Annotated in this window: 17 protein-coding genes and 1 pseudogene; 12 read left to right on the forward strand and 6 right to left on the reverse strand. The window is 43.5% G+C overall.

All coding sequences use genetic code 11. The features are described from left to right. Positions 1 to 48: 48 nt before the first annotated feature. Positions 49 to 3636, forward strand: a complete 3588-nt coding sequence (locus tag E2H97_RS18190; RefSeq protein ID WP_133408431.1) for an ankyrin repeat domain-containing protein — start codon at positions 49 to 51, stop codon at positions 3634 to 3636. A gap of 33 nt (positions 3637 to 3669) precedes the next feature. Here E2H97_RS18190 and E2H97_RS18195 read toward each other — a convergent pair whose 3' ends face one another. Together E2H97_RS18195 and E2H97_RS18200 are read right to left on the reverse strand one after the other, a co-directional pair. Continuing rightward, complete coding sequence (locus E2H97_RS18195; RefSeq protein ID WP_133408432.1) at positions 3670 to 4161, reverse strand: hypothetical protein; 492 nt, start codon at positions 4159 to 4161, stop codon at positions 3670 to 3672. A 203-nt stretch (positions 4162 to 4364) separates the two neighbouring features. Then, positions 4365 to 7004: a TonB-dependent receptor gene (locus tag E2H97_RS18200; RefSeq protein ID WP_133408433.1), complete on the reverse strand. Its 2640-nt coding sequence runs from the start codon at positions 7002 to 7004 to the stop codon at positions 4365 to 4367. A 253-nt stretch (positions 7005 to 7257) separates the two neighbouring features. On the opposite strand from E2H97_RS18200, the gene lexA reads away from it, so the two are divergent. The 6 genes and pseudogenes from lexA to E2H97_RS18230 all read left to right on the forward strand — a co-directional run bounded on the left by lexA (position 7258) and on the right by E2H97_RS18230 (position 13169). Then, complete coding sequence (gene lexA / locus E2H97_RS18205; protein ID WP_133408434.1) at positions 7258 to 7875, forward strand: transcriptional repressor LexA; 618 nt, start codon at positions 7258 to 7260, stop codon at positions 7873 to 7875. Continuing rightward, positions 7872 to 8345 (forward strand): cell division inhibitor SulA, encoded by a 474-nt coding sequence (locus E2H97_RS18210; RefSeq protein WP_133408435.1) that lies wholly within the window; start codon positions 7872 to 7874, stop codon positions 8343 to 8345. Before lexA ends, E2H97_RS18210 begins: the two co-directional genes overlap by 4 nt. Positions 8346 to 8966: 621 nt before the next feature. Then, a pseudogene (gene coxB / locus E2H97_RS18215) lies at positions 8967 to 10076 on the forward strand (cytochrome c oxidase subunit II); the annotation flags it as partial. Positions 10077 to 10097: 21 nt separating this feature from the next. Next, positions 10098 to 11714, forward strand: a complete 1617-nt coding sequence (ctaD, locus tag E2H97_RS18220; RefSeq protein ID WP_133408437.1) for a cytochrome c oxidase subunit I — start codon at positions 10098 to 10100, stop codon at positions 11712 to 11714. Between the two features lies 1 nt (position 11715). Continuing rightward, positions 11716 to 12294, forward strand: coding sequence for a cytochrome c oxidase assembly protein (locus E2H97_RS18225; RefSeq protein WP_133408438.1), 579 nt, complete (start codon positions 11716 to 11718; stop codon positions 12292 to 12294). Further along, on the forward strand, positions 12291 to 13169 hold the full coding sequence (locus E2H97_RS18230; RefSeq protein ID WP_133408439.1) for a cytochrome c oxidase subunit 3: 879 nt from the start codon (positions 12291 to 12293) through the stop codon (positions 13167 to 13169). Before E2H97_RS18225 ends, E2H97_RS18230 begins: the two co-directional genes overlap by 4 nt. 130 nt (positions 13170 to 13299) lie before the next feature. Here E2H97_RS18230 and E2H97_RS18235 read toward each other — a convergent pair whose 3' ends face one another. Beyond that, complete coding sequence (locus E2H97_RS18235) at positions 13300 to 13518, reverse strand: DUF2909 domain-containing protein (RefSeq protein ID WP_121839499.1); 219 nt, start codon at positions 13516 to 13518, stop codon at positions 13300 to 13302. Here E2H97_RS18235 and E2H97_RS18240 point away from each other — a divergent pair. Genes E2H97_RS18240 through E2H97_RS18260 form a run of 5 tightly spaced genes read left to right on the forward strand, consistent with a single transcriptional unit; the run spans position 13466 to position 17375 of the window. Beyond that, a complete protein-coding gene (locus tag E2H97_RS18240) occupies positions 13466 to 14293 on the forward strand; it encodes an SURF1 family protein (RefSeq protein ID WP_246029028.1) in 828 nt (275 codons plus the stop codon). The genes E2H97_RS18235 and E2H97_RS18240 overlap by 53 nt on opposite strands. Then, on the forward strand, positions 14290 to 14835 hold the full coding sequence (locus E2H97_RS18245) for a hypothetical protein (protein WP_133408441.1): 546 nt from the start codon (positions 14290 to 14292) through the stop codon (positions 14833 to 14835). Before E2H97_RS18240 ends, E2H97_RS18245 begins: the two co-directional genes overlap by 4 nt. Further along, a complete protein-coding gene (locus tag E2H97_RS18250; RefSeq protein WP_133408442.1) occupies positions 14835 to 15836 on the forward strand; it encodes a COX15/CtaA family protein in 1002 nt (333 codons plus the stop codon). Before E2H97_RS18245 ends, E2H97_RS18250 begins: the two co-directional genes overlap by 1 nt. Continuing rightward, complete coding sequence (gene cyoE / locus E2H97_RS18255; protein WP_133408443.1) at positions 15833 to 16741, forward strand: heme o synthase; 909 nt, start codon at positions 15833 to 15835, stop codon at positions 16739 to 16741. The genes E2H97_RS18250 and cyoE overlap by 4 nt, the downstream gene beginning before the upstream one ends. Before the next feature lie 4 nt (positions 16742 to 16745). Next, positions 16746 to 17375, forward strand: a complete 630-nt coding sequence (locus E2H97_RS18260; RefSeq protein ID WP_133408444.1) for an SCO family protein — start codon at positions 16746 to 16748, stop codon at positions 17373 to 17375. A 53-nt stretch (positions 17376 to 17428) separates the two neighbouring features. On the opposite strand, the gene E2H97_RS18265 is transcribed toward E2H97_RS18260, so the two are convergent. The 3 genes from E2H97_RS18265 to E2H97_RS18275 form a co-directional block, all read right to left on the reverse strand. After that, positions 17429 to 19168, reverse strand: coding sequence for a DUF4153 domain-containing protein (locus E2H97_RS18265; protein ID WP_133408445.1), 1740 nt, complete (start codon positions 19166 to 19168; stop codon positions 17429 to 17431). 271 nt (positions 19169 to 19439) lie between these two features. After that, the gene (gene gorA, locus E2H97_RS18270) at positions 19440 to 20795 is read right to left on the reverse strand and encodes a glutathione-disulfide reductase (RefSeq protein ID WP_133408446.1); all 1356 of its coding nucleotides are present in this window, start codon (positions 20793 to 20795) and stop codon (positions 19440 to 19442) included. A gap of 103 nt (positions 20796 to 20898) precedes the next feature. After that, entirely contained in the window at positions 20899 to 21615 is a 717-nt protein-coding gene (locus E2H97_RS18275; protein ID WP_133408447.1) for a hypothetical protein, read from the reverse strand. Positions 21616 to 21714: the final 99 nt, after the last annotated feature.

Here is a 21714-nt window from a genome sequence, read left to right on the forward strand (position 1 = left end):
ATTTTTTTACTGGGATAATGCTCTACTCCAGTTTTTATTCAAACGTTTATGCTAGCAGTTGACGTTTCACTTCGTTTTCAAGTACGTGGCACTTACCGAGCCACCGATAGGGTCGTGTTTAAAAGCAGTCCGCAAAAGCTGTATCAAGTCACTGAAACAGGCAAAGCAGTTACGTTTTCAACGGTATTGTGTTTTCATCAAAATGATACTTACTCTTCATTTAAATCACGACATACGTTTGTCGCTTTTTCAGATTCTTACAAAGCCGATATAAAAAAACTAAAAAAATTAGTTGAGAAATTTTTCATTCAAAAAGAGCAAAAATCAAAACTCCAAAAAATCGAAACCTTCGAATATCACTTATTCGAAAAAAGTGATAGCTGTAAGGTTATTGATCAAAGTGTCCCCGATTATCGGTGCTGCCTATATGGTGAAGCAAGATTGGAGTTTCACCGAGTGGTTCATTTCGTAGAAGGTTCACCACTACCGTTCGCCATGCAAATCGATTTAATCGATGACATGATCGATGGGCTCGACACCTGTACCGGTGGAGTACAATCTCGAATTTCTGAAGCATACCGTAAACTTCACTTTTCCTATTTAGGTGCCAACGGCGTGTTAAAAAACCTGTGTTCTGAAATGGTCAAGGTTGAAGCACAGCGGTATTTTACGGAACAAAACCGAGGATCATCATACCGTTCCCTCGGAAGAGAATATGAATCACATATTGTGCATCACCTCATCAGAAGTGTAGATCCGATGTTTGCCATTGAAGCCGCTGCTGATGACAGTGGTATCGGTTATCGAAGAAAATACCCTGAGCACTATTATTCTCATTTTGCTCGACAAGTTGGAGCTTTGCTTACCGCTTCACATATCATGAGTACGATTTGTGAACGCTATTTTGAAAATCTAACTGGTCACTTGCAAAGGCATCGAATGATTTCTGCGACCAATTCAGTGGTGGACTTTACTCAAATTAAAGGAGAGTTATTACAAGACATCAATTTATTAGTGTTAGAGCCATTCAACTCCTTTTTACTTGATAAAATAAAACTGTCCGATTTACTTAATTACGATGGTTCTTCAAGTGGAGTAGACGTTCGTTCACTCAACCTCCATTGGTTAGGGATCCTTCAACGGCAATATCGAGCGCATTTTGCTCCAATGGCAACAAGTGTATGTACATTGACGGCATCGCCACATAACAGAAAACAACAGCAGACGGTAAAACCTACCTTTAACGTTAAACAAGCTTGGGGTAATTTCTTTTGGGTACAACATAAAGGTACACAAACAGGACTCAATGTTTATCAAATTCTTCATTTGGCAAGACGTGAAACCAACAGAAACATTCTTACTGGCTACTTAAATGCACTAGAAGTTAACTCATTAGAAGAAGCTAAGCAGTGCCTGAGTATTGTCATTTTTCCTGAATCACGGACAATTCATCAGCTGCTCCATAATCATCCCTTAGTACAATTTCGCGTCTTTAATTTTTTCAATACCGTCTTGGAAGATGAGTTTATTGAGCTTCAACAGCAGCTAGCGAAAAACAGGTCTTCTAAAAAAGCCAGCGTAGATTATGACAAATTAACGCCTTTACGCTATCTATCCAAGGTTGAATTTCAAACATTAAAATCGATGTCAAACAATCGGTTACAACTTTGCATTGTCGTTGAGCAAGCGAGGAGAGGCATCCTCATTACCTCCGAGCAAGCTATGCATATATGTAGGTTAGGTAAGCTAGAACTTATATTGAGAGATAACAGTAGACTTGCCGCCGATGGCGTAAACCAAGTATTCAGCTTTCTACTCAAAGAAAGTGATACGTTTGCTATCCAGATCTTGTTGTCCTTTATTCATTCGCAAAACCCATCGTTAGATGCCAAAGCAGAGACCAATTGTTGCCCTGAACGGTTACTACTGCGGGTTGTTACGCTAAATAGCTTCAAACTCACAGCCCATGTACTCAAACTTTTACCACCTGAAGCCCTCGAACGAGAACTTCAAATTGCTCCCGAAAATGGCTCAATACTGCATCAATGTATACACTCAAACCACCTCAACGCATTTAAGGCTCTGATTGCCTGTGAGTCGATCAATCTAAACCAAATGACCGCCAAAGGCACCGCTCTGCAAATGGCCTTGAGCCACACACAGTACCAACCATTTTTATTACAACTATTGCAACAAGGGCGGCTGCGCTTGTTTCTTCCATTACAAGTTGAGCAAAAATGCAATTTTGAACTAGCTCAAAACGAACAACTGAAAATTTTAACAACAGAGTTAACACAGCGCTTAAAACGAGCTAGAGAGGCATTGCGTTTCTTGCCTGAACGACCCAAGACAACGATTTATCAACAAGAACAGCAAGCCGAAAATGATTGGGAACAGAGCTGGGAAAAAGTAGAGAGCTGTGGCGAAATCAATGTTATGTATGAGCTTATCCATCTCTCATTTAACTGTCATTCAATTGCAGACGTCGTCAATAAGATAAAGGAGCACCCCGCTCTTAACTGGCAATCAGCCCATGTATATTTTAAAAATTTAGCTTGGTGTATTAAGTGCTCAGGTTGGATAGCAAACCCCAAAGGCAACGATGAACAAACTCGTAGTTATATACGCTTGTTACCCAATATTCCAAAGCCCTTACTTGCCTGCTGGCTAGAGTTTGCCAAACAATTGAATGTCGACAGTCTAACCGCTGCCATCATTATCCATTCTTTCAATGAAAATCTAACTGAACATGTAACCCATCAGGAATTAAATTGGCTTTGTCAACACCCTGAGTTAATTCCACTTGAATGCTTTGACAGGGACTACCCTCAAAAACAACAGCATCAACTGCTTCTCACAGCCATCAAAACTGGGAATGTCCAATTGGTCGAACAAAGGCTAGTCCATCTGAATGAGAATCTCCCTCTTGCCCAGTCGCTTCCATTTATTCCTCTAATCGAAGCCGTTAAGGCCAAGCAACCTCAGGTTGCAATAAAAATTATCGAGCATGCTCCTGAGCAAGTGTCGCTTTTCTGCTCTCTTATAGGTGGCAATGCCTTCCAGTTAGCCGCCTATATGAGTGATTCGCCCGAGGTCATAAAGGCTATGCTGCCTTATTGTAAAATCAATGAGCTCGCTCCCTGTGCATATTCAGCCTTGGATTTTGCATTAGAAAGAGGACACATAAACAATGTCCAACAATTACTGACTCATCAACATATCGACTTATTCCGACAAGCAGACAATCACCTGTTCATTTATAAACAGCTTCAAGGTAAAGTTTCAGATGAACGACTCAATCATGCCATTGTGCATACCAGTGGCCACGATCCCTCCAGAGAAGCGCCTATGGATGTCAAGTCAGAGCTGGCTCCTTATAGATTTAAATGGCTGGCTCTTACGCCTGATGTCAGTCACACACTTCACCAATTTAATCAATTACTCTCAAAATGTGATGCCGACGCCCTAGTTGATGTAGAAAACACCTTTACAACAGGTTTCAATTTTAAAAACAAAGAATTAAAGCGTGGGATGATTCGAATTTTGCAAGCCCATTTAGCTGTACGGCTCAATAGAAAACCAACTCATAGGCAAAGCCATGAACGGTCAACAACAAGGGGGCGTTCTCAACTATAAACAGATCATTGGTTTCAGCCGAGGACGTGTTATTTATTTAGCTGATACCGCAATATCAAAGCTCGGTAATTGAGCACTATTTGAGGAAATATCATCAAGCGTTGTCGTACTTTGTCCGCCAAAGCTCACATTGAACTGGTAATTATCCAATCCATAACTGTTCTTACAGTTAGCATTAGACAGAGTAAGCGCTTTGCTGGCCACAGCGTACGACATATCCATAGTACATAATGCCGTTCCTAATTTATCGGGAGCTGCACCGTCGGGCTGGAACCCTATCAGAAAATTCACTGTGGTTGCTGAGGTGGGAATATCGTTATCTGCAGAGGCTGGTACATGGAAATCCAACGTATAATCGCCGCCTTGAGAATCCTGCTTTATGGCGTTGAAACCACCACTCATATAAAACTGTGATGAATTGGAATAATAGAGCTCTACCGGAGTTGAGGTATCCTCTTCAGCAATGGTTGCACCTTGAACAGTAAGTTTGCCACCAATAGCCATAGGTATAAGTTGCATAGCCATGGAGTGCGTTGAGAACACCAGTAATAGACTAGTAAAAAGGCGTGATATTTTCATAACAGAAAGTGGTGATTGATTTGTGTAAAACGCTAACAAAGCCATCATGTCATAGCGAGTATAACCCTCTTACTATTCAGTAAATATTCAGAAAAAAGCCCTTCTTACGGTGATCATAAGAAGGGCTTATCAGTTAACGGATTAATCCATTAGTATTTATAAGACACACCCAGCAATAATTGCTTTTCAGTGGCAATCCAACGGAATGGATCAGCATTGTCTTCGGCTCTCACCTCCAAATGATCTCGACGCAATAAATTTAGCGCATCTAAAGACACTCTAAATTGATCATTAATTTGATAGGAGAATGACGCGTCCAGCTGGCCGAAACCTTCCTGCTTAACGGTTGAACTGACTAAGAAATCAGAACGATAGTTATAAGATAGACGACCTGAGAAGTCGTTTTTCTCATAAATGGCGACAAGGTTATAACTGTTGTCCGATAAACGCTCTAGCTCAATGTTTGGCAATTCTGGGTTAGGAGAAGGTACATCTGAATCCACATAGGTGTAGTTCGCTTGTACCCCTAATCCATCAAATGGAGCGGGTAAAGAAGTAAAAAACTGCTGATAGGCTAATTCAATCCCTTTTACCGTGCCGGAACCACCATTGCGCTTACGACGAATATCAAACTCTTGACCACCAATGGTTTCTTTACTTTCTATCGTTTGTAAGAAACCATCGACTTTTTTGTAGAATAAACCTGAAGAAAGTAACCCACCTTCTTCAAAATAGTATTCCAGTGCCAAATCTAAGCTGTCAGCGGTAAATGGGTCTAAGTCAGGATTACCACCCGAACCACGCCCTTGTTCATAGTTCAGTGCCAATGATGGTGCTAAATCACCTAAATGCGGTCTTGCAAAGGTTCGAGAACCCGCAAATCGCAAGATCACTTCTTCTGTAAGCTCTGCATTGATGTTGAAGGAAGGTAACCACTCCGCATAATCTTTGTTATCGGTAACATCTTCATAAATCGGCTTGTTATCAGCGTCTTTATTACCCGTATCAAAGAAATAATCTGCTGTGGTTTTGGTTTTCACATAACGCACGCCAAAGTTACCGCTAACGTAGATATCGCTGATCACAGTATCAAAATTGGCTTTTAGATACAGTGATGACACATCTTCAGAATAATCAAAGTGATCTTTTGGATTTTGGATGGTTGATTGCGAGCCAAAGCCATAGTGCTTACGAATTTCGGCATCTCTGCTCAATAAATACGTTGGGTTAATCGCCACATATTGTCCAAAGAACTGAGCACCACTGTATTTGCTCATAAAATTGTTCCAGCGACTCGGCTCAACTAATCCCAATGGATCCGTTGTGCCATAGGTTTTACCTGAAGCATCAAAAATATGGTTATTTTGGGTGTTTTTGATGGTTTCAAGTTTTGCCAGACGAATGCCAGCTTCTAGCGAGGTAATGAGTCCCTCATCAAAAAAGTAGTCAGCATCTAGCTTAAAGGCTTTTTCATTCGCACTGAGCTGGCGACTTAAGTGACGCCACTGCACCATATTAAAGTTGCCTTTATCCGCCACATTAAAGTCACCGAAGTCGACAGCTGGCGGTTGGTTAGGGAAACCACCTTGATTAACGGTTACTGGTAATTTGTCCCAGTTATCACGGATCCTTGAGTTACGAAACGCCGTTTCATTGTCGGTATCGATATAACTTGCTTCTGTGCTGATCGCCCAATTATCAAACTTGGTTTCAAATCCGACAGCGGCATCATAGGTTTTGGTATAACGATCATCAATCATGCTCAGTACATCAAACGTCATATCACTGAACTTAACGCTCTTTGCATAAGGCTTTTTAGCATTCACGCCTGTAAAGTCGGCATCAATAATGTTGGCAGCGTTAAAACCCCATACATACTCTTGACGCTTTTGCACAGAGGTATAATCGGTGTAACCACCATCAAAATAAAACTTGGTATCAGCATCTAACGCGTAATCCACACCAAGGGAATACACTTTACGCTCACGATCACCCCACGCTGGTGAAGAGTTCAGAGACTTAATTGCTTTAGCGCCTTCTGGCGCTTTGCCACTCGGGAAGTCACCTGTAATGTTGGAAAACTTGGAAACGCGAACTTGATCTTCACGGAAGGTACGCTCTAAGTAAGAAACACCAAGGATCACCCCCAGCTTTTCATCTTCACCGTCTAAATCCCAAACATTCCCCGTAACAATCGAGCCGCGTGGTGACCACTTTTTTGAAAGCTCACTGTAATGAGATTTAACGCTACCAGCAAAAGTAAAACCATCGAGGCTCAATGCATCAGTACGTTGAATATCCACTACGCCACCAATACCGCCCTCAATCAAATCCGCTGAAATGGATTTATACACTTTCACCGAGCCCACCAGCTCAGCAGGAATATCTTCAAAGCTGGCGAAACGGTTGATACTCACATCCGAAGAACCACCAAAGTAGTTACGGCCGTTCAGTAAGGTTGCCACTTCATCCAAACCACGAATGGCAATGCCAGAGGCTTCACCACGAGAACGGGTGATTTGAATCCCAGGAATACGCTGCAAAGACTCTGCAACGTTAATGTCAGGGAATTTACCAATGTCTTCTGCGGTGATCACATCCGACACTTCACTTGAATCTTTCTTCTGTGAAATCGAACTTACGATACTAGAACGAAGCCCAGTAACGATGATTTTTTCAACATCTTCATTAGATTGATTGTCGGTAGGCGTATTTGCAAGTGCCAATTGAGAACCAAAAATCAGTGACAAAGAACTTGCCACCACTGTGGGAGTCAGTTTTGTTTTCATTATCAATGTCCATATATGTTTATTTTTATAAGATACAGCATTAAATATGATAAATAATACATATAGAACAATCAACGACATTGAGGTATGTCTACTTAAAACGCAAGGTTTTTAAGTCAATAAAAAACAATGAGCTAGATTGTAGCGGTTAAATTTTAACTTCTTGAGTTCCATGCTTAATTGATTAACTCTTGCGCTACAGTAATTACTGTATATAATACCAGTAACACTGTATAGACAAACAGGCATTACGATGAGACCACTGACTCCAAGACAAGCTGAAATTTTAGAGCTGATCAAAAGTAATATTTCCGAAACGGGCATGCCACCGACACGCGCAGAAATTGCTCGCCGCCTTGGATTCCGAAGTGCCAATGCTGCCGAAGAGCATTTAAAAGCCCTAGCCAAAAAGGGTTACATTGAGATCATGCCGGGAACGTCACGTGGTATTCGTCTAACACAAGAAGTTACTGAACAAGAAACAGGGCTACCTTTAATTGGTCAAGTCGCCGCTGGTGCGCCTATTCTCGCTCAAGAACATGTTGAGCAGCATTATCAAGTTGATGCTCATCTATTTAAACCTGCTGCCGACTTTTTACTGCGAGTTCGTGGTGACAGCATGAAAGACATTGGTATCTTAGAAGGTGACTTATTAGCGGTACATAAGCAGCAACAAGCCAACAATGGACAAGTCGTTGTAGCGCGCTTAGAAGACGAAGTGACTGTTAAGCGTTTTGAACAAAAGGGAAATGTCGTTTACCTACATGCAGAAAATGAAGAGTATGCCCCTATAGAAGTTGATTTAACCTATGAGCAGTGTGAAATCGAAGGTTTAGCAGTCGGTGTGATACGCAATGGAGAATGGTTATGAGTATGCAATCAATAGGAACACAACACCATCCTGGACTTTGGCAAAGTGATAATGTTTGGCAGCCTCAAGCCATTAACACTGTGCAAACTCAGTCTTATGGGCTCACTGAACTTCAAACCCTTAGTCCACAACTGGCTCAGTTGAGCCATCAAGGGCGCTGGATAGTACTGATCAATCCGCCTAGCAATGACTACAAAACGATTTTGGCAAAAGCAGGGATAGCCATAAACAAAGTACTCTTGGTTCATACCAAAGACGAAGTCGAAACCTTATGGGCAATGGAGAAGGCACTGACTTCAGGCACCAGCAGCGCCGCGATTTGTTGGACCTCAAGCTTAGACATGAAAGATAAGCGCCGCTTACAGTTGATCACTAAAAGTGCTCGCGCCATGGGCATTATTTTCGAAACTGAAGCCGATATATCAAGCTCTATGCACAAAACGTCAACCATGACGGCTTACGCGCACTAAGGTTTCTGTAGTATTTGAGGCGAACTTCAATTATTACGGCATCGGTCTGAAGTTAATGACCTTTGCCTGAGAAGCAGCAGCTCTTCTTTATAGAGATAAACCTATCAGCGACTTCCTAACATTCCATAGTTTCTATTTCTCATTGTCACTGCAATTATTTTTTCATCACTTCTAGTCTGAATTTAAGCAAAATTTCAAAAACCTTAACTTGATCAATCGGTAAGCACCAAGTATGGTAACCTGAATAATAAATTAACAATTTATTATCATTTAATTGTTTTAATTAAAAGAAAGACATAAAAACCTAGCAAAATTCAATATGAATGCTTTGCTTAAAGTAAGGCAGAAAATTAAATCCGCTGAATTAGGTTGAAATGTCCCAGTGAAAAGCTGTCGTACTATTTGATTCGCTGTTAAGCGCCAAAGTGGAAACACCAAAGCAGTATGAAATAGCATTACCATTGTCGTACCGGAATAGACACGTCATATCGTCTCACCTCGGAGTTGTTGGAAATTAACCACTACGCTCTTAGATATCATCAAGCTTTTGGGAACCGGAGAGTTCGCATAGGGCTGTGGGATACTGTGTAACTCTTCTTTGTTTAGCAAAGGAGACGTCAAGTGAAGCGAGTGTTGTATTGTTTGTTGGGCGCACTGATGGTGCAGCCAGTTTGGGCCGAGTCGATGCGCCTGAATATGACCCAAGGGGTGACAGGGATAAGCCACGAAGTTTATCACCTGCACATGACTATTTTTTATATCTGCTGCGTTATCGGGGTGATTGTCTTTGGCGTGATGATCTACGCCATGATCATGCATCGCAAATCCAAAGGCGCTGTTGCCGCCAATTTCCATGAAAGTACCAAAGTCGAAATCTTATGGACCATCATTCCATTTGTGATTTTGATTGCCATGGCGATCCCTGCAACCAAAACCTTATTGGCGATGGAGGATCCCAGTAACTCCGACCTCACGATTAAAATCACTGGCTCACAGTGGAAATGGCATTACGACTATTTTGATAAAGGCGTGGGCTTTTACAGTGTCCTTGCCACCCCCAGAGATCAAATCGAAAATAAGCAAGCCAAGCAAGAACACTACTTACTTGAAGTCGATAAGCCATTAGTTCTCCCCACAGACCGTAAAATTCGTTTCTTAATGACCTCTGACGATGTGATCCACTCGTGGTGGATGCCTGCGTTTGCGGTGAAAAAAGATGCTATTCCCGGTTTTATCAATGAAGCTTGGGCTAGAATCGACAAACCGGGGACTTACCGAGGTCAATGTACCGAATTATGCGGTAAAGACCACGGTTTTATGCCTATTGTAGTGAAAGCCGTTGAAGGGCCAGAATTTGATACATGGCTGGCCTCGCAAAAGCAAGCGCAACTCCAAGCCGCAGCAAAAGCGAAAGCGGCTTTATCTAAAACCCTCACTAAAGACGAACTCTACAAAAAAGGCGAAAAAATATTTCTCGCCCACTGTGCGGCATGCCACCAGCCAACAGGCTTAGGTATTCCAGGGGTATTCCCCGCATTAAAGGGCGCTGAATATGTCTTAGGTCCAGCAGAAAAGCACATACATATTGTGAAATTTGGTTGGCCCGGCAGTGCCATGCCGCCTTTTGGTAAACAGCTGACTGCTGAAGAAATTGCGGCTGTTGTCACCTACGAGCGTAATGCTTGGGGTAACAACGTGGGTGATGCGGTGCAAGCTGCTGATGTTGAAAAAGTTGAAAAGTAAGGGATAACAATGACTACAGCAAACCCTCAAACCAATGAAGCCGTTGAGGCGGTTCATGAAGAAACGGCTCATAATGATCATGGTCATCCACCAAAAGGCTTAATGCGCTGGATATTAACCACTAATCATAAAGACATCGGTACTCTCTATCTGTGGTTCAGTTTAACCATGTTCTTTATTGGCGGCGCGATGGCGATGGTGATTCGAGCCGAATTATTTGAACCGGGCCTTCAATTGGTCGATCCACACTTTTTTAACCAAATGACCACAGTTCATGGCCTTATCATGGTATTTGGGGCAGTGATGCCTGCCTTTACAGGACTGGCGAACTGGCTTGTTCCCATGATGATTGGCGCACCCGATATGGCGCTGCCTAGAATGAATAACTGGAGTTTTTGGATCTTACCCTTTGCGTTTTTGATCTTACTGAGTTCACTGTTTATGGAAGGAGGCGGCCCCGATTTCGGCTGGACCTTCTACGCCCCACTTTCCACCAAATACAGTGGTGACAGTACCGCATTATTTGTGTTTGCCATCCACATCATGGGGATCAGCTCCATCATGGGTGCCATTAACGTGATTGTGACCATTTTCAACCTGCGTGCTCCAGGCATGACATGGATGAAAATGCCATTATTCGTTTGGACTTGGTTGGTAACCGCATTCCTGTTAATCGCGGTTATGCCAGTATTGGCAGGCGCAGTGACCATGGTACTGACGGATAAATTCTTTGGTACCAGCTTCTTTGATGCCGCAGGCGGTGGTGACCCAGTAATGTTCCAGCATATTTTCTGGTTCTTTGGTCACCCCGAAGTATACATCATGATCCTACCGGCTTTCGGTATTGTCTCAGCCATCATTCCAGCCTTCAGCCGTAAAAAACTGTTTGGTTATTCCTCAATGGTGTACGCCGTAGCCAGTATTGCGATTTTATCTTTTGTGGTTTGGGCGCATCACATGTTCACCACAGGGATGCCGAAAGTCGCGTTGCTGTTCTTTATGTACTGCACCATGTTGATTGCAGTGCCTACTGGGGTGAAAGTCTTTAACTGGGTTGCCACCATGTGGAAAGGTTCACTCTCCTTTGAGCCGCCTATGCTATTTGCCGTCGCTTTTGTGGTGTTGTTTACCATTGGTGGTTTCTCTGGCCTGATGTTGGCGATGACGCCTGCAGATTTCCAATACCATGATACCTACTTTGTAGTAGCCCATTTCCATTATGTACTGGTGACTGGAGCCATCTTCTCCATCATGGCTGCGGCCTATTATTGGCTGCCGAAATGGACAGGACACATGTATTCCATGACTTTAGCTAAATGGCACTTCTGGTGTTCAGTGATTTCAGTGAATGTGCTGTTCTTCCCGATGCACTTCTTAGGGTTAGCGGGTATGCCACGTCGTATTCCGGATTACAACATTCAGTTTGCGAATGTGAATGAGATTGTTTCTATCGGTGGCTTTGCCTTTGGGTTATCGCAGCTATTGTTCTTGGCATTGGTGATCAAATGTTGTCGTGGCGGCGAAAAAGCACCTGCAAAACCGTGGGATGGCGCTGAGGGACTGGAATGGGAAATCCCAAGCCCTGCACCCTACCACTCATTCACCACACCGCCAGAGGTGAAGTGATATGACGGCCTCAACCCAATCCAATAAAAAACTGATCACCTACTTGGTGCTTGGTTGCCTTGGAATGTTTGGGTTTGGTTTTGCCTTGGTTCCCTTATACGACATTATGTGCGATACCTTGGGGATTAATGGCAAAACGGCCACAACAGCACAAACCTATGATCAACAAGTCATTGATAAAAGCCGCACCGTCCGAATTGAGTTTATGGCTCATATTCAACCGGGGATGCAGTGGGATTTCGGTCCCACTACCAATGTTCTAGAAGTTCATCCTGGTGAACTGATCAAAACGGCGTTTGTGGCAAAAAATAATGCCTCAAGCCGTATGATTGCACAGGCCATCCCCTCTATTTCTCCCGGTTTAGGGGCAAAGTACTTTCATAAAACTGAATGTTTCTGCTTTCAGCAACAGCCAGTAGATGGTCAAAGCCCTGCGGACTTTCCGTTAGTTTTTTTTGTTGATCCACAACTACCCAAGGACATACACACCTTAACCCTTTCCTATACTTTGTATGACATCACAGAGAAAACCCTAGGTGAAGCGTTAACAGGTCCACAAGTACAAGGAGTTACTCCATGAGTACCCATGAACATTATTACGTCCCCGCACAAAGCGGCTGGCCGATTGTCGGTGCTATCGGTTTATTTTTAATCGCCTTTGGCGCTGGGCATTATGTTGCTCAGATTGATACCTACGGCCATGGTGGCTGGGGAATTTATGTTTTATTGGCCGGTATTGCCACCATCCTTTATATGATCACAGGTTGGTTTCGAACCGTGATAAATGAGTCAATGACTGGCTTATATTCTTCACAAATGGACAGATCTTTCCGTCAAGGAATGAGCTGGTTTATTTTCTCAGAAGTGATGTTTTTTGGTGCCTTTTTCGGTGCCTTGTTTTTCATTCGAATGTTCTCAGTACCTTGGCTGGGCGGTGAATTCCATTTAACCTCCACTCATGAGTTTTTATGGCCTAATTTTGTCGCTGAGTGGCCACTAACCAAAACGCCCAAAGGGGATACAACTCAAGCCATGCCTTGGCACGGTTTACCCTTGTATAACACCATCATTCTATTAACCTCTTCGGTGACACTGCATTTTGCGCATGTGGCTTTAGAAAAAGGAAAACGAAGCGCGTTAAAAGCTTGGTTGGCAGCGACTATCCTTTTAGGTCTCGGTTTCTTGTACCTTCAAGCCCATGAGTATATCCATGCTTATACCGAATTAGGGCTTACGCTCGAATCTGGGGTTTATGGCAATACCTTCTTTATGCTGACAGGTTTCCACGGCATGCACGTCACCATAGGAACCATTTTCTTAATCACACTCTTTTTCCGCATTCTCAAAGGCCACTTTACGCCTGATCAACATTTCGCATTCCAAGCGGGCAGTTGGTATTGGCACTTTGTTGATGTGGTGTGGTTGTGCTTATTCGTATTTGTTTACGTTTTATAGCTCAATGTGAGAAATACAGGGAAACTCTATGAAAATAGGTGAGAGCAATAGCGTGAATAGACAACCGTCAGCACATGGATGTGCGCTTCTGTTGGCGTTCACACTTTTGCTCATCGGTAAAGATTAAACATTAATGTGGCGTTGGGTTTGGATGGATCCAGCCAAGTCCAATCGCCACCACTAACGCAATAACCACCAGCACTGACACTAATACTCGACGCCCTAAATAGCGGCTCATGGGAACTGAATCATCACTTTTAACCATGATGATCATTGCGCGGCCAAGGTTAAAAATAATGAAAAGTAGTAAGCATACTAATACGATTTTGAACAGTAACGTTGTAGTCACAAGCAAACCTCGTTGGTTGGAAATGAGTTGTCAACTGCTGGGTTATGTATTTACTTTGGCGTTATTTATCTTATTAATCAAGTTAGGTTTTTGGCAATTAGAGCGCTCACAATCTAAAGCGGCTTATGAACAATCACTACAGCAACGTCAATTCCAAGCGCCACTTAATTTTCAAGAGGTACTCACTCAAACCGAACCAATCGCTTTAATGGGGTCGAACTTAAGCGTACAAGTTACGCCAACCTCTCAGCCTTTGATTTATTTGGACAATCAAGTATTTGAGGGAAAAGTAGGCTACTTGGTTTATCAAGTCATGAGCATCACTAATAAGAGTCCTCAATTATTAGTGGAACTAGGGTTTACTCCAGCGCCATTAGATCGCAGTAACTTACCCAAAGTTATACCTTTCACCAACAAGCAAACATTATCTGGACGACTGTACTTCAAACAAAGCAACCCATTTAGCGAACGCTTACTGCCAGAGCGGACCTCAGCGCTGCGAATCCAAACCTTGCAACTGCCAGAGTTATCTCATTATTTAGATACTCCCTTGGCCTTGGTTGCCCTGCAACCCACCACTCGTAGCCTTGATGCAAACAACCAACCTTTAGGTAAGCCTTGGCAACCCATTCCATTATCGTCACAAAAACATCTTGGTTACGCCATACAATGGTTTTCGATGGCGGCTGTGTTAACGCTCATCGTTATTTATCGCTGGTTTAAAGCCCGCCGAATTTCCTCACCATCACAACAACAAGATAAGGAGCAAGGATGACCTCAACGAAATCAGCAAGCCGAAAACAACTCGTATTGCTCACCGCGGTATTTGCCTTACCAATAGTGGCGGCACAACTGTTTTTAAGTCTCGATCTTTATCAAGGTGGCTCTACCAATAAAGGGGAACTACTACCCAGCTCACTCAGTTACCAAAGCCTTAACATGACCAACCCAAAACCGGGCAAATGGCAAATGGTTTATCAACTGCCTGCTAAGTGCCAACAAACTTGTCAACAACAATTGCACTTATTACAGCGCAGTTTTATAGCCCTTGGTAAAGAGCAAGACAGAGTTCAACCAGTGGTGATCGTCTCTAAAGGCAGCGACACATCAGCACTAAAATCATTTAATTTTGTCACCTTAAAAACCAATTCAGATGCTTCAGCATTGCTTGCAGATCAACAAATCGTAACGGTTGATCCTCTGGGTAAATGGGTGACTCGATATGAGCTCAAAACCGATCCTCATGAGCAAGTCATGCAAAGCAAAGCCATGCTTAATGATCTTCGAAAATTACTTAAATTATCGAGGGTTGGCTAATGACATTAAAAAGACTGATCCAATTTTCCATCGTTTTTGCCTTTATTGTCATTTTAATGGGCGCATTTACTCGTCTTTCTGATGCTGGTCTAGGCTGCCCTGATTGGCCGGGATGCTACGGTCACCTTGCCGTTCCCTCCGAAACCCATGAGCTCGACAAAGCAAAACAGCTCTACCCTGAATTAACCGTTGAGAGTCATAAAGCTTGGCTGGAGATGATCCATCGTTATTTAGCAGGATTACTTGGGCTGATGATTTTAGCCATTTTGATCTTGTGCTGGCGTCAACCCACCGCGCCTAAAAAATTACCAACGGCAATCGCAGCGTTAGTGATTTTTCAAGCATTGTTGGGCATGTGGACGGTCACCATGAAGCTGATGCCCATCGTGGTGATGGGGCATTTATTAGGTGGCTTTACCCTTATTTCTTTACTGTTATTGCTGTATTGGCGAGTCAAGCCATTACAGCTACCCGAAACTTCACTGCCATCATCAATCCAGTTCATGGCATGGCTAGCACTCATTACACTGATCATCCAAATCATGCTTGGTGGCTGGACTTCAGCCAATTATGCCGCTCTGGCTTGTACCAGCTTACCTTTGTGTGAGGGAGATTGGCAAAGCCAACTGGATTGGGCAAAAGCCTTCTCGCCGTTTCAAGGGGATCACATCAGTTTCGAATATGGCGTTTTAGACTGGCCAACTCGAATGACCATTCACGTAAGTCATCGTATTTGGGCGGTGATCACCAGCGTATTTATTTTCTGGTTAGGGCTAAAACTGCTCATTCACAGTCACGGCTTTATACGCAAGACTTCAATCATCATGCTTGGGCTGCTCGCCTTACAAATCACCTTAGGGATCAGCAATGTAGTATTCCACCTGCCGCTGTCTGTAGCCACGGCTCACAATGGCGTGGCGGCTTTACTGCTGCTGTCAGTCATCACCATTAATTACGCGATTTACCTGTTGGTACAACAACAAAAAAGGATTTCATTATGAGTAAATCAGCCACCTTAACATCATCGAGCCACTTATTTGTCCATTGGCGTGATTACTTAGAAATGACCAAGCCCAAAGTCGTAGCGTTAATGCTGCTTACGGTATTGGTGGGTATGTGTTTAGCTTTACCTGGAGCTCTGCCCATTCAACAGATGTTAGCAGGAATGATAGGCATTGGTTTAATGGCTGGCTCAGCCGCCAGTTTGAACCACCTGATTGACCGACGTATCGATGCCATAATGGCGCGAACGTATAACCGCCCATTGCCTAAAGGTCGAGTATCGGCTCGTAGTGCACTGACGTTTGCCGCGGTGATCGGCGTGCTGGGTTTTGTCATGCTGTATGCCTTGGTCAACCCACTGACCGCATGGCTGACCTTTGCCAGTTTGATTGGCTATGCCTTGGTGTATACCGCTTATTTAAAACGTGCCACCTCACAGAATATTGTCATTGGTGGACTCGCCGGCGCTATGCCGCCACTGCTCGGTTGGACGGCAGTCACTAATGAGTTTCATGGTTATGCCATGCTGTTGGTGATTATCATCTTTACTTGGACGCCACCACACTTTTGGGCACTGGCAATTCACCGCCAAAAAGAATATGCCAAAGTCGATATTCCGATGCTCCCCGTCACCCATGGCAGTGAATTTACCAAAACCTGTATTTTGCTCTATACCGTATTACTCGGCTTAGCCTGCTTGTTGCCCGTAATCGTCGGCATGAGCGGCATCATCTACTTAGTGGGTTCAACTCTGCTAAGCAGCATGTTTGTCTACAAAGCATGGCAGCTTAAATATCATGATGAGCCTGGGCTTGCGATGAATGTGTTTAAATTCTCTATTTACCACTTGATGGTGCTGTTTTTACTGTTACTGGTGGATCACTACGTCATGGCTTGGTGGTAAGCCTATGAAAAAAATCATCTTACTCCCCATAGCCATTCTCATCGCAACTGTAGGCGCGTATACAGCATGGCAATGGCAACAGCCAGCCGCACCATTGCAGTTGGCCACCAGCTTTGAGTTCCCGACTCCTCAGCCCGTCGTACCTTTTAAATTGACCGACCAACACGGCAATGCCTTTTCCAATCAATCATTACAAGGAAAGTGGACATTGGTATTTGTGGGGTTCACGTCTTGCCCAGATATTTGTCCAACAACCATGGGGAAACTCTCAGCCGCCTATCCTAAACTGAGTCAAAAACATCCGTTTCAGGTGTTATTTTTATCGGTAGATCCACAGCGTGACACAGTCACTAAGCTCAAAGATTATATGGATTTTTTTAATCCACAATTTGTCGCCGCTACGGGCGAGCATAAACAATTAGTCCCTTTAACGCGCAACCTAGGTATGGCGTATACCATTAATGGCGATGGTGAGGATTATTTAGTGGATCACAGTGCTTCTATGACGCTTATTTCACCTCAGGGACAGCGCATTGCCATCATAAAGCCCAAGGCCGAGGTTGGGAAAATTCCTCACATAAAAAATAAGGAGTTAGTGGCTGATGTTAAGGCTTTAATGGATAAATGGAGTTAGTGCCTACAACGCTTAATACAAAGGGGGCGTTTAAGCCCCTTTAATGATTGGAATTACTGTACTTCGAAAGTTAAATCACCGACTTTTAGCTTATCCCATTTCGGCTTGACGGTTGTGACATCATTGCTATCAAGCAAAGATTTGAGGTAATGAAGATTGCTCGGGTTTGTCGTTTTCATATAACTCGCTTTCCACTCACCTTGCTGCAATTGCCACAGCTTGGCTGATGTCCAACCACTGTTTTCTTTGATCACCACAAAGTCGGGCTTACCATCATCATTTAAATCTCGAGCAATGAAGTAATAGGTATTGCTTTTACTACTCTGCCAATTGTGTTCAGTTTCAACAAAGTATACTTTTTCGAGCAGTGATTCTGGAAATGCACCTTTATTTGGCCAGAAAACCATTTGTTTTTTAAAGTTAACTAGAGTCTTTTTTGCCTCTTTTCCTGAGCTTGAAGCAGCAGTTTCCCTTGCGAAATGAGACCTTTGGGTATATAGCCTATCTAAGATTGCCACTTTTTCTGGAGCTGAAGTTTGCCATTCCTGTTCCAACTGTTGAATAGCCAGATACCCTTGTCGCCCCAATGAACGTTCAAAATAGGCAAAATCAAATTGCTCAGGCGTAACGAATCCCTTTTCTAAACGGGCAAGCTGGCTACTCGCAGAAAGACTTTGAAAATTCAGCAGTGGGGAGTTAACCAGCAGTAATAACACCAATACGGCTAGACCCATACCGATATTGACTTGGCTTTGGGTTTCCACCCAAGCATCGCGCTTACGGATGATCCCCCACAAATACCCAACCGCAAAACACGCCAATAATAGCCACACCATAACGGCCCAACAACGGTCGACGGTGAGACCGTATTGGTCTATACGCAACCATAAACCGTAGGCCGCAATGACACTATAAATCGGCAGTAAGGCGACACCAATAAAAATCAAACGATGAATGATGACATGATAGGGACGCTCGTCATTGTTACCTTGATAAACCGCATTGACAAAAAATAAGCTTAAAGCTTGCAGCCAAAGCACCAAAAAGCTACCCGAGCCTGTTTTCCATAGGGTACCTAATCCCGTAAACGGTAACGTCACTAAAAAGCCTAATGACACTATGGTCAGGGCTGGCAATAAAAACTTAAATAAGGTGTGAAAAATGGCGGCAATCGTAGCAAGGGTATTGGTAATATTTCTAAACACAATCGTAGCGAAACCAAAAGCTAAACTCAGTACCGGAATCGTAAACCACTCTTTGTTCAGAAGCGTTTTGAAGAAATCAATTTCGATCACCGCAAACAAGCTTGCACCTAAATGTAATATTCCCCAAAAGAACAACACAAACAGGCAAGACTCGCCAAACAAAATAAAGTTACGCCACGACAGTTCAAACAAGGCTCCGTAACTGATGGGTTGCTGACTTACCCTTTGTTGGATATACATCAGAGCCTTGAATGAAGCTATCAAAGCCGTGAAGGTAAAAATGGGGATAACGTTATAATTGCGGACAAATTCCACCGGCTCTTGCTGAAACCCAACATAACCTCCCAATACAGATAACAACACAGTAAAAGGGGCAAGATAAGTCAGCACTGCCTTATCATTGGTTTTGGTGATGCAAAGCAAAAGCAGTAGAGGTAAACTGAGCGCCAAGGTTACCAAAGCGGTTAACCACATCGGTGATGTAGCAGGCCACATTTGATGATCATGGCTCAGATAAAGCAATGTCAGTGCAATGCCTTGAATGGCTGAAATCGCAATGATTTGTGATTTGGGTAATTGACTGTCCATATCAATCCTAGGGATGAGTTTGGAACTATAGTAATACCATTCGTATCAATTAACTATGCCTTAGATTAAGGTTTAGCTTTGTAACTACATCTTTGCAATTCCTCACCATAGCAACGGCTATGATTCGTCATCACGCCTTGTATTTCCTTCGCGAATCCTCCTCTATAAACACAGTTAATTAATGTGAATGGTATGCCCATAAAAATCAGTCGAACAACAGTCAATAAAAAAGCGCCACAAGTGGGCGCTTTCAAAGAATGGCAATAAACCACTATCTCATGGTAACAAACTCTTCGGCACCTGTTGGGTGAATCGCTACAACCGCATCAAAATCCGCTTTGGTGGCGCCCATTTTCATCGCTACACCAAAGCCTTGCAGAATTTCGTCCATACCAAAACCAATACCGTGAATGCCCACGACTTTTTCATCTTCACCCGCACAAATGAGCTTCATTTTGCAAGCTTGACGGTGAGCGGTCACCGCCGTGTACATAGACGTAAAGCCAGAATTATAAACCTTGATGTTTTCAGCACCATATTCAGCAATGGCTTCAGGCTCTGTTAAGCCCATGGTACCGATTGGCGGGTGACTGAACACCACGGTCGGTACGTGAGTGTAATCCATCTTGGCATCATGCATGCCGTTAAACAGTCGCTCAGACAACAAGCGTCCCGCTTTCACCGCTACAGGGGTTAACTCTACGCCGCCTTGCATAATATCCCCCACACAATAAATGCCTTGTTGGGTGGTATTTTGTTGCTCATCGGTAATAATATAGCCACGTTCATCACGCTGAACTTGGGTGTGCTCAAGACCTATTGTATCGGTCGATGGACGACGCCCAATCGCCCACACTAGACAATCCACATCGTAACTTTCACCATTGGTGAAATTCAAGGTTAAGCTGCCGTCATCATTTTTGATGACCGACTCTGGAGTGCTATTGGTGTGAAGCTGTAAACCACTTTCTCCCATGGCATCGACTAACGCCTCTGAAAGCATAGGGTCGAAGTTACGCAGTGGCGCGTGTTTACGAACAAACAGGTGAGTATCACTACCCAACCCTTGCATAACACCAGCAAGTTCAACCGCAATGTAACCTGCACCAACGACAGCAACGCGCTTAGGTTGTTCACGTAATGCAAAAAAACCATTTGAATCAATACCGTGTTCAGCACCAGGAATATCTGGGATCATAGGTGCGCCGCCGGTAGCAATCAAAATATGGTCTGCAGTGTATTGTTCACCATTGACCTCAATGGTGTTGCTATCGATAAAACGACCATAACCGCGAACCAAGGTCACCCCATTAGACTCAAGACCGCGGTCATAAGCGCCATGAATGCGCTTAATATAGGCTTCGCGGCTAGCCACCAGCGTATTCCAATCAAAGTTATCGACACTGACATCAAAGCCATAATCTTTGGCATAAAGGTGAATCGCTTCAGCCACTTGCGCGCCATACCACATCACTTTTTTCGGTACGCAGCCCACATTCACACATGTGCCACCGACATGCTGCGCTTCAATCAGCAACACCTTAGCACCACGCATGGCCGCGCGATTGGCAGAGGCAATGCCGCCGCTGCCGGCACCTAAACAGATATAATCAAAATGCTGGGTCATACAATTCTCCGTAACTCGGTCTAATGGCAGATACCATATGTCTGATCTATTGAAATAACAATAGCTAACCTAAGAATATCCAATAGACCGTATTTTAGAGAAATTACTTCCACTTATAATGCAGCTTAATACCACCAAAGGTTTCATCATGATTACGACCGTCACCTTTATATTTAAGCTTAACGTCACTCAATGCCCATGTATGCGCGACATAAGTGCTTAGTTCCAATTGCGAAGTGAGTTGATAATTTGCTTTCACACCCAATTCACGATGATTTTGTCCATCGTGTTTTTTGGTGCTGTAGCCAAAATCCCAGCCTTCTTGAAGATAAGGATGTAGTTTCAGTTTTGGCGTCAGTTCAATGTTTCCTTTAAGATCTACTAAGGTGAAATAGCCGTCAGATTTGGTTTCATAAATAGTACGCCACGATGGCGTTAGCCACGCTAAGCCTTTATAAGCCACAACCACATCAAACTCGTGGCCGCGATAACGCAAATGGTTCTCGCCATTCGCTCCAACCCAGTCATAGCCAAGTTTCACGGTAAAATGTTTGGTCGGCTTAAATAAATAATCAATGCCTAAATCCAGCTCCGTAAAGCCTTCGTCAGTGCCGCGACCCAATGCCACATATCCGCTTAATGCGCCTTTTTTGGCTCCCATTTCAGCCCATGCAACGCCACCATCTTTGAGCAGTAATCGCCCTTTTGACACATACTGACTGTCCAATCGCCCTTCAACATAAAATGATGTATCTTGAGAAAATCCTGTTTGTTGTACAGCCAATGTCCCAATCAGCAATAACCACGGCTTAAATTGCATTTTTATTCAATATTTCCAACTAAAAAATTAATTGCAATTACTATAATGCAGTCGAAATTTTTTGTAATAATGAGTTTTCAAAATTGTGATTCAGCTCTT

The sequence above is a fragment of the Parashewanella tropica genome (genome assembly GCF_004358445.1).
Lineage (GTDB): Bacteria > Pseudomonadota > Gammaproteobacteria > Enterobacterales > Shewanellaceae > Parashewanella > Parashewanella tropica.

What these genes read in the sequence shown, in the direction of transcription:
- E2H97_RS18250 (WP_133408442.1), top strand. Translation starts at nt 14,835, where the DNA reads ATGACATTAAAAAGACTGATCCAATTTTCCATCGTTTTTGCCTTTATT.
- cyoE (WP_133408443.1), top strand. Translation starts at nt 15,833, where the DNA reads ATGAGTAAATCAGCCACCTTAACATCATCGAGCCACTTATTTGTCCAT.
- E2H97_RS18240 (WP_246029028.1), top strand. Translation starts at nt 13,466, where the DNA reads ATGAAAAGTAGTAAGCATACTAATACGATTTTGAACAGTAACGTTGTA.
- lexA (WP_133408434.1), top strand. Translation starts at nt 7,258, where the DNA reads ATGAGACCACTGACTCCAAGACAAGCTGAAATTTTAGAGCTGATCAAA.
- E2H97_RS18200 (WP_133408433.1), bottom strand. Translation starts at nt 7,004, where the DNA reads ATGAAAACAAAACTGACTCCCACAGTGGTGGCAAGTTCTTTGTCACTG.
- ctaD (WP_133408437.1), top strand. Translation starts at nt 10,098, where the DNA reads ATGACTACAGCAAACCCTCAAACCAATGAAGCCGTTGAGGCGGTTCAT.
- E2H97_RS18225 (WP_133408438.1), top strand. Translation starts at nt 11,716, where the DNA reads ATGACGGCCTCAACCCAATCCAATAAAAAACTGATCACCTACTTGGTG.
- E2H97_RS18260 (WP_133408444.1), top strand. Translation starts at nt 16,746, where the DNA reads ATGAAAAAAATCATCTTACTCCCCATAGCCATTCTCATCGCAACTGTA.
- E2H97_RS18230 (WP_133408439.1), top strand. Translation starts at nt 12,291, where the DNA reads ATGAGTACCCATGAACATTATTACGTCCCCGCACAAAGCGGCTGGCCG.
- E2H97_RS18275 (WP_133408447.1), bottom strand. Translation starts at nt 21,615, where the DNA reads ATGCAATTTAAGCCGTGGTTATTGCTGATTGGGACATTGGCTGTACAA.
- E2H97_RS18245 (WP_133408441.1), top strand. Translation starts at nt 14,290, where the DNA reads ATGACCTCAACGAAATCAGCAAGCCGAAAACAACTCGTATTGCTCACC.
- E2H97_RS18265 (WP_133408445.1), bottom strand. Translation starts at nt 19,168, where the DNA reads ATGGACAGTCAATTACCCAAATCACAAATCATTGCGATTTCAGCCATT.
- E2H97_RS18210 (WP_133408435.1), top strand. Translation starts at nt 7,872, where the DNA reads ATGAGTATGCAATCAATAGGAACACAACACCATCCTGGACTTTGGCAA.
- gorA (WP_133408446.1), bottom strand. Translation starts at nt 20,795, where the DNA reads ATGACCCAGCATTTTGATTATATCTGTTTAGGTGCCGGCAGCGGCGGC.
- E2H97_RS18190 (WP_133408431.1), top strand. Translation starts at nt 49, where the DNA reads ATGCTAGCAGTTGACGTTTCACTTCGTTTTCAAGTACGTGGCACTTAC.
- E2H97_RS18195 (WP_133408432.1), bottom strand. Translation starts at nt 4,161, where the DNA reads ATGGCTATGCAACTTATACCTATGGCTATTGGTGGCAAACTTACTGTT.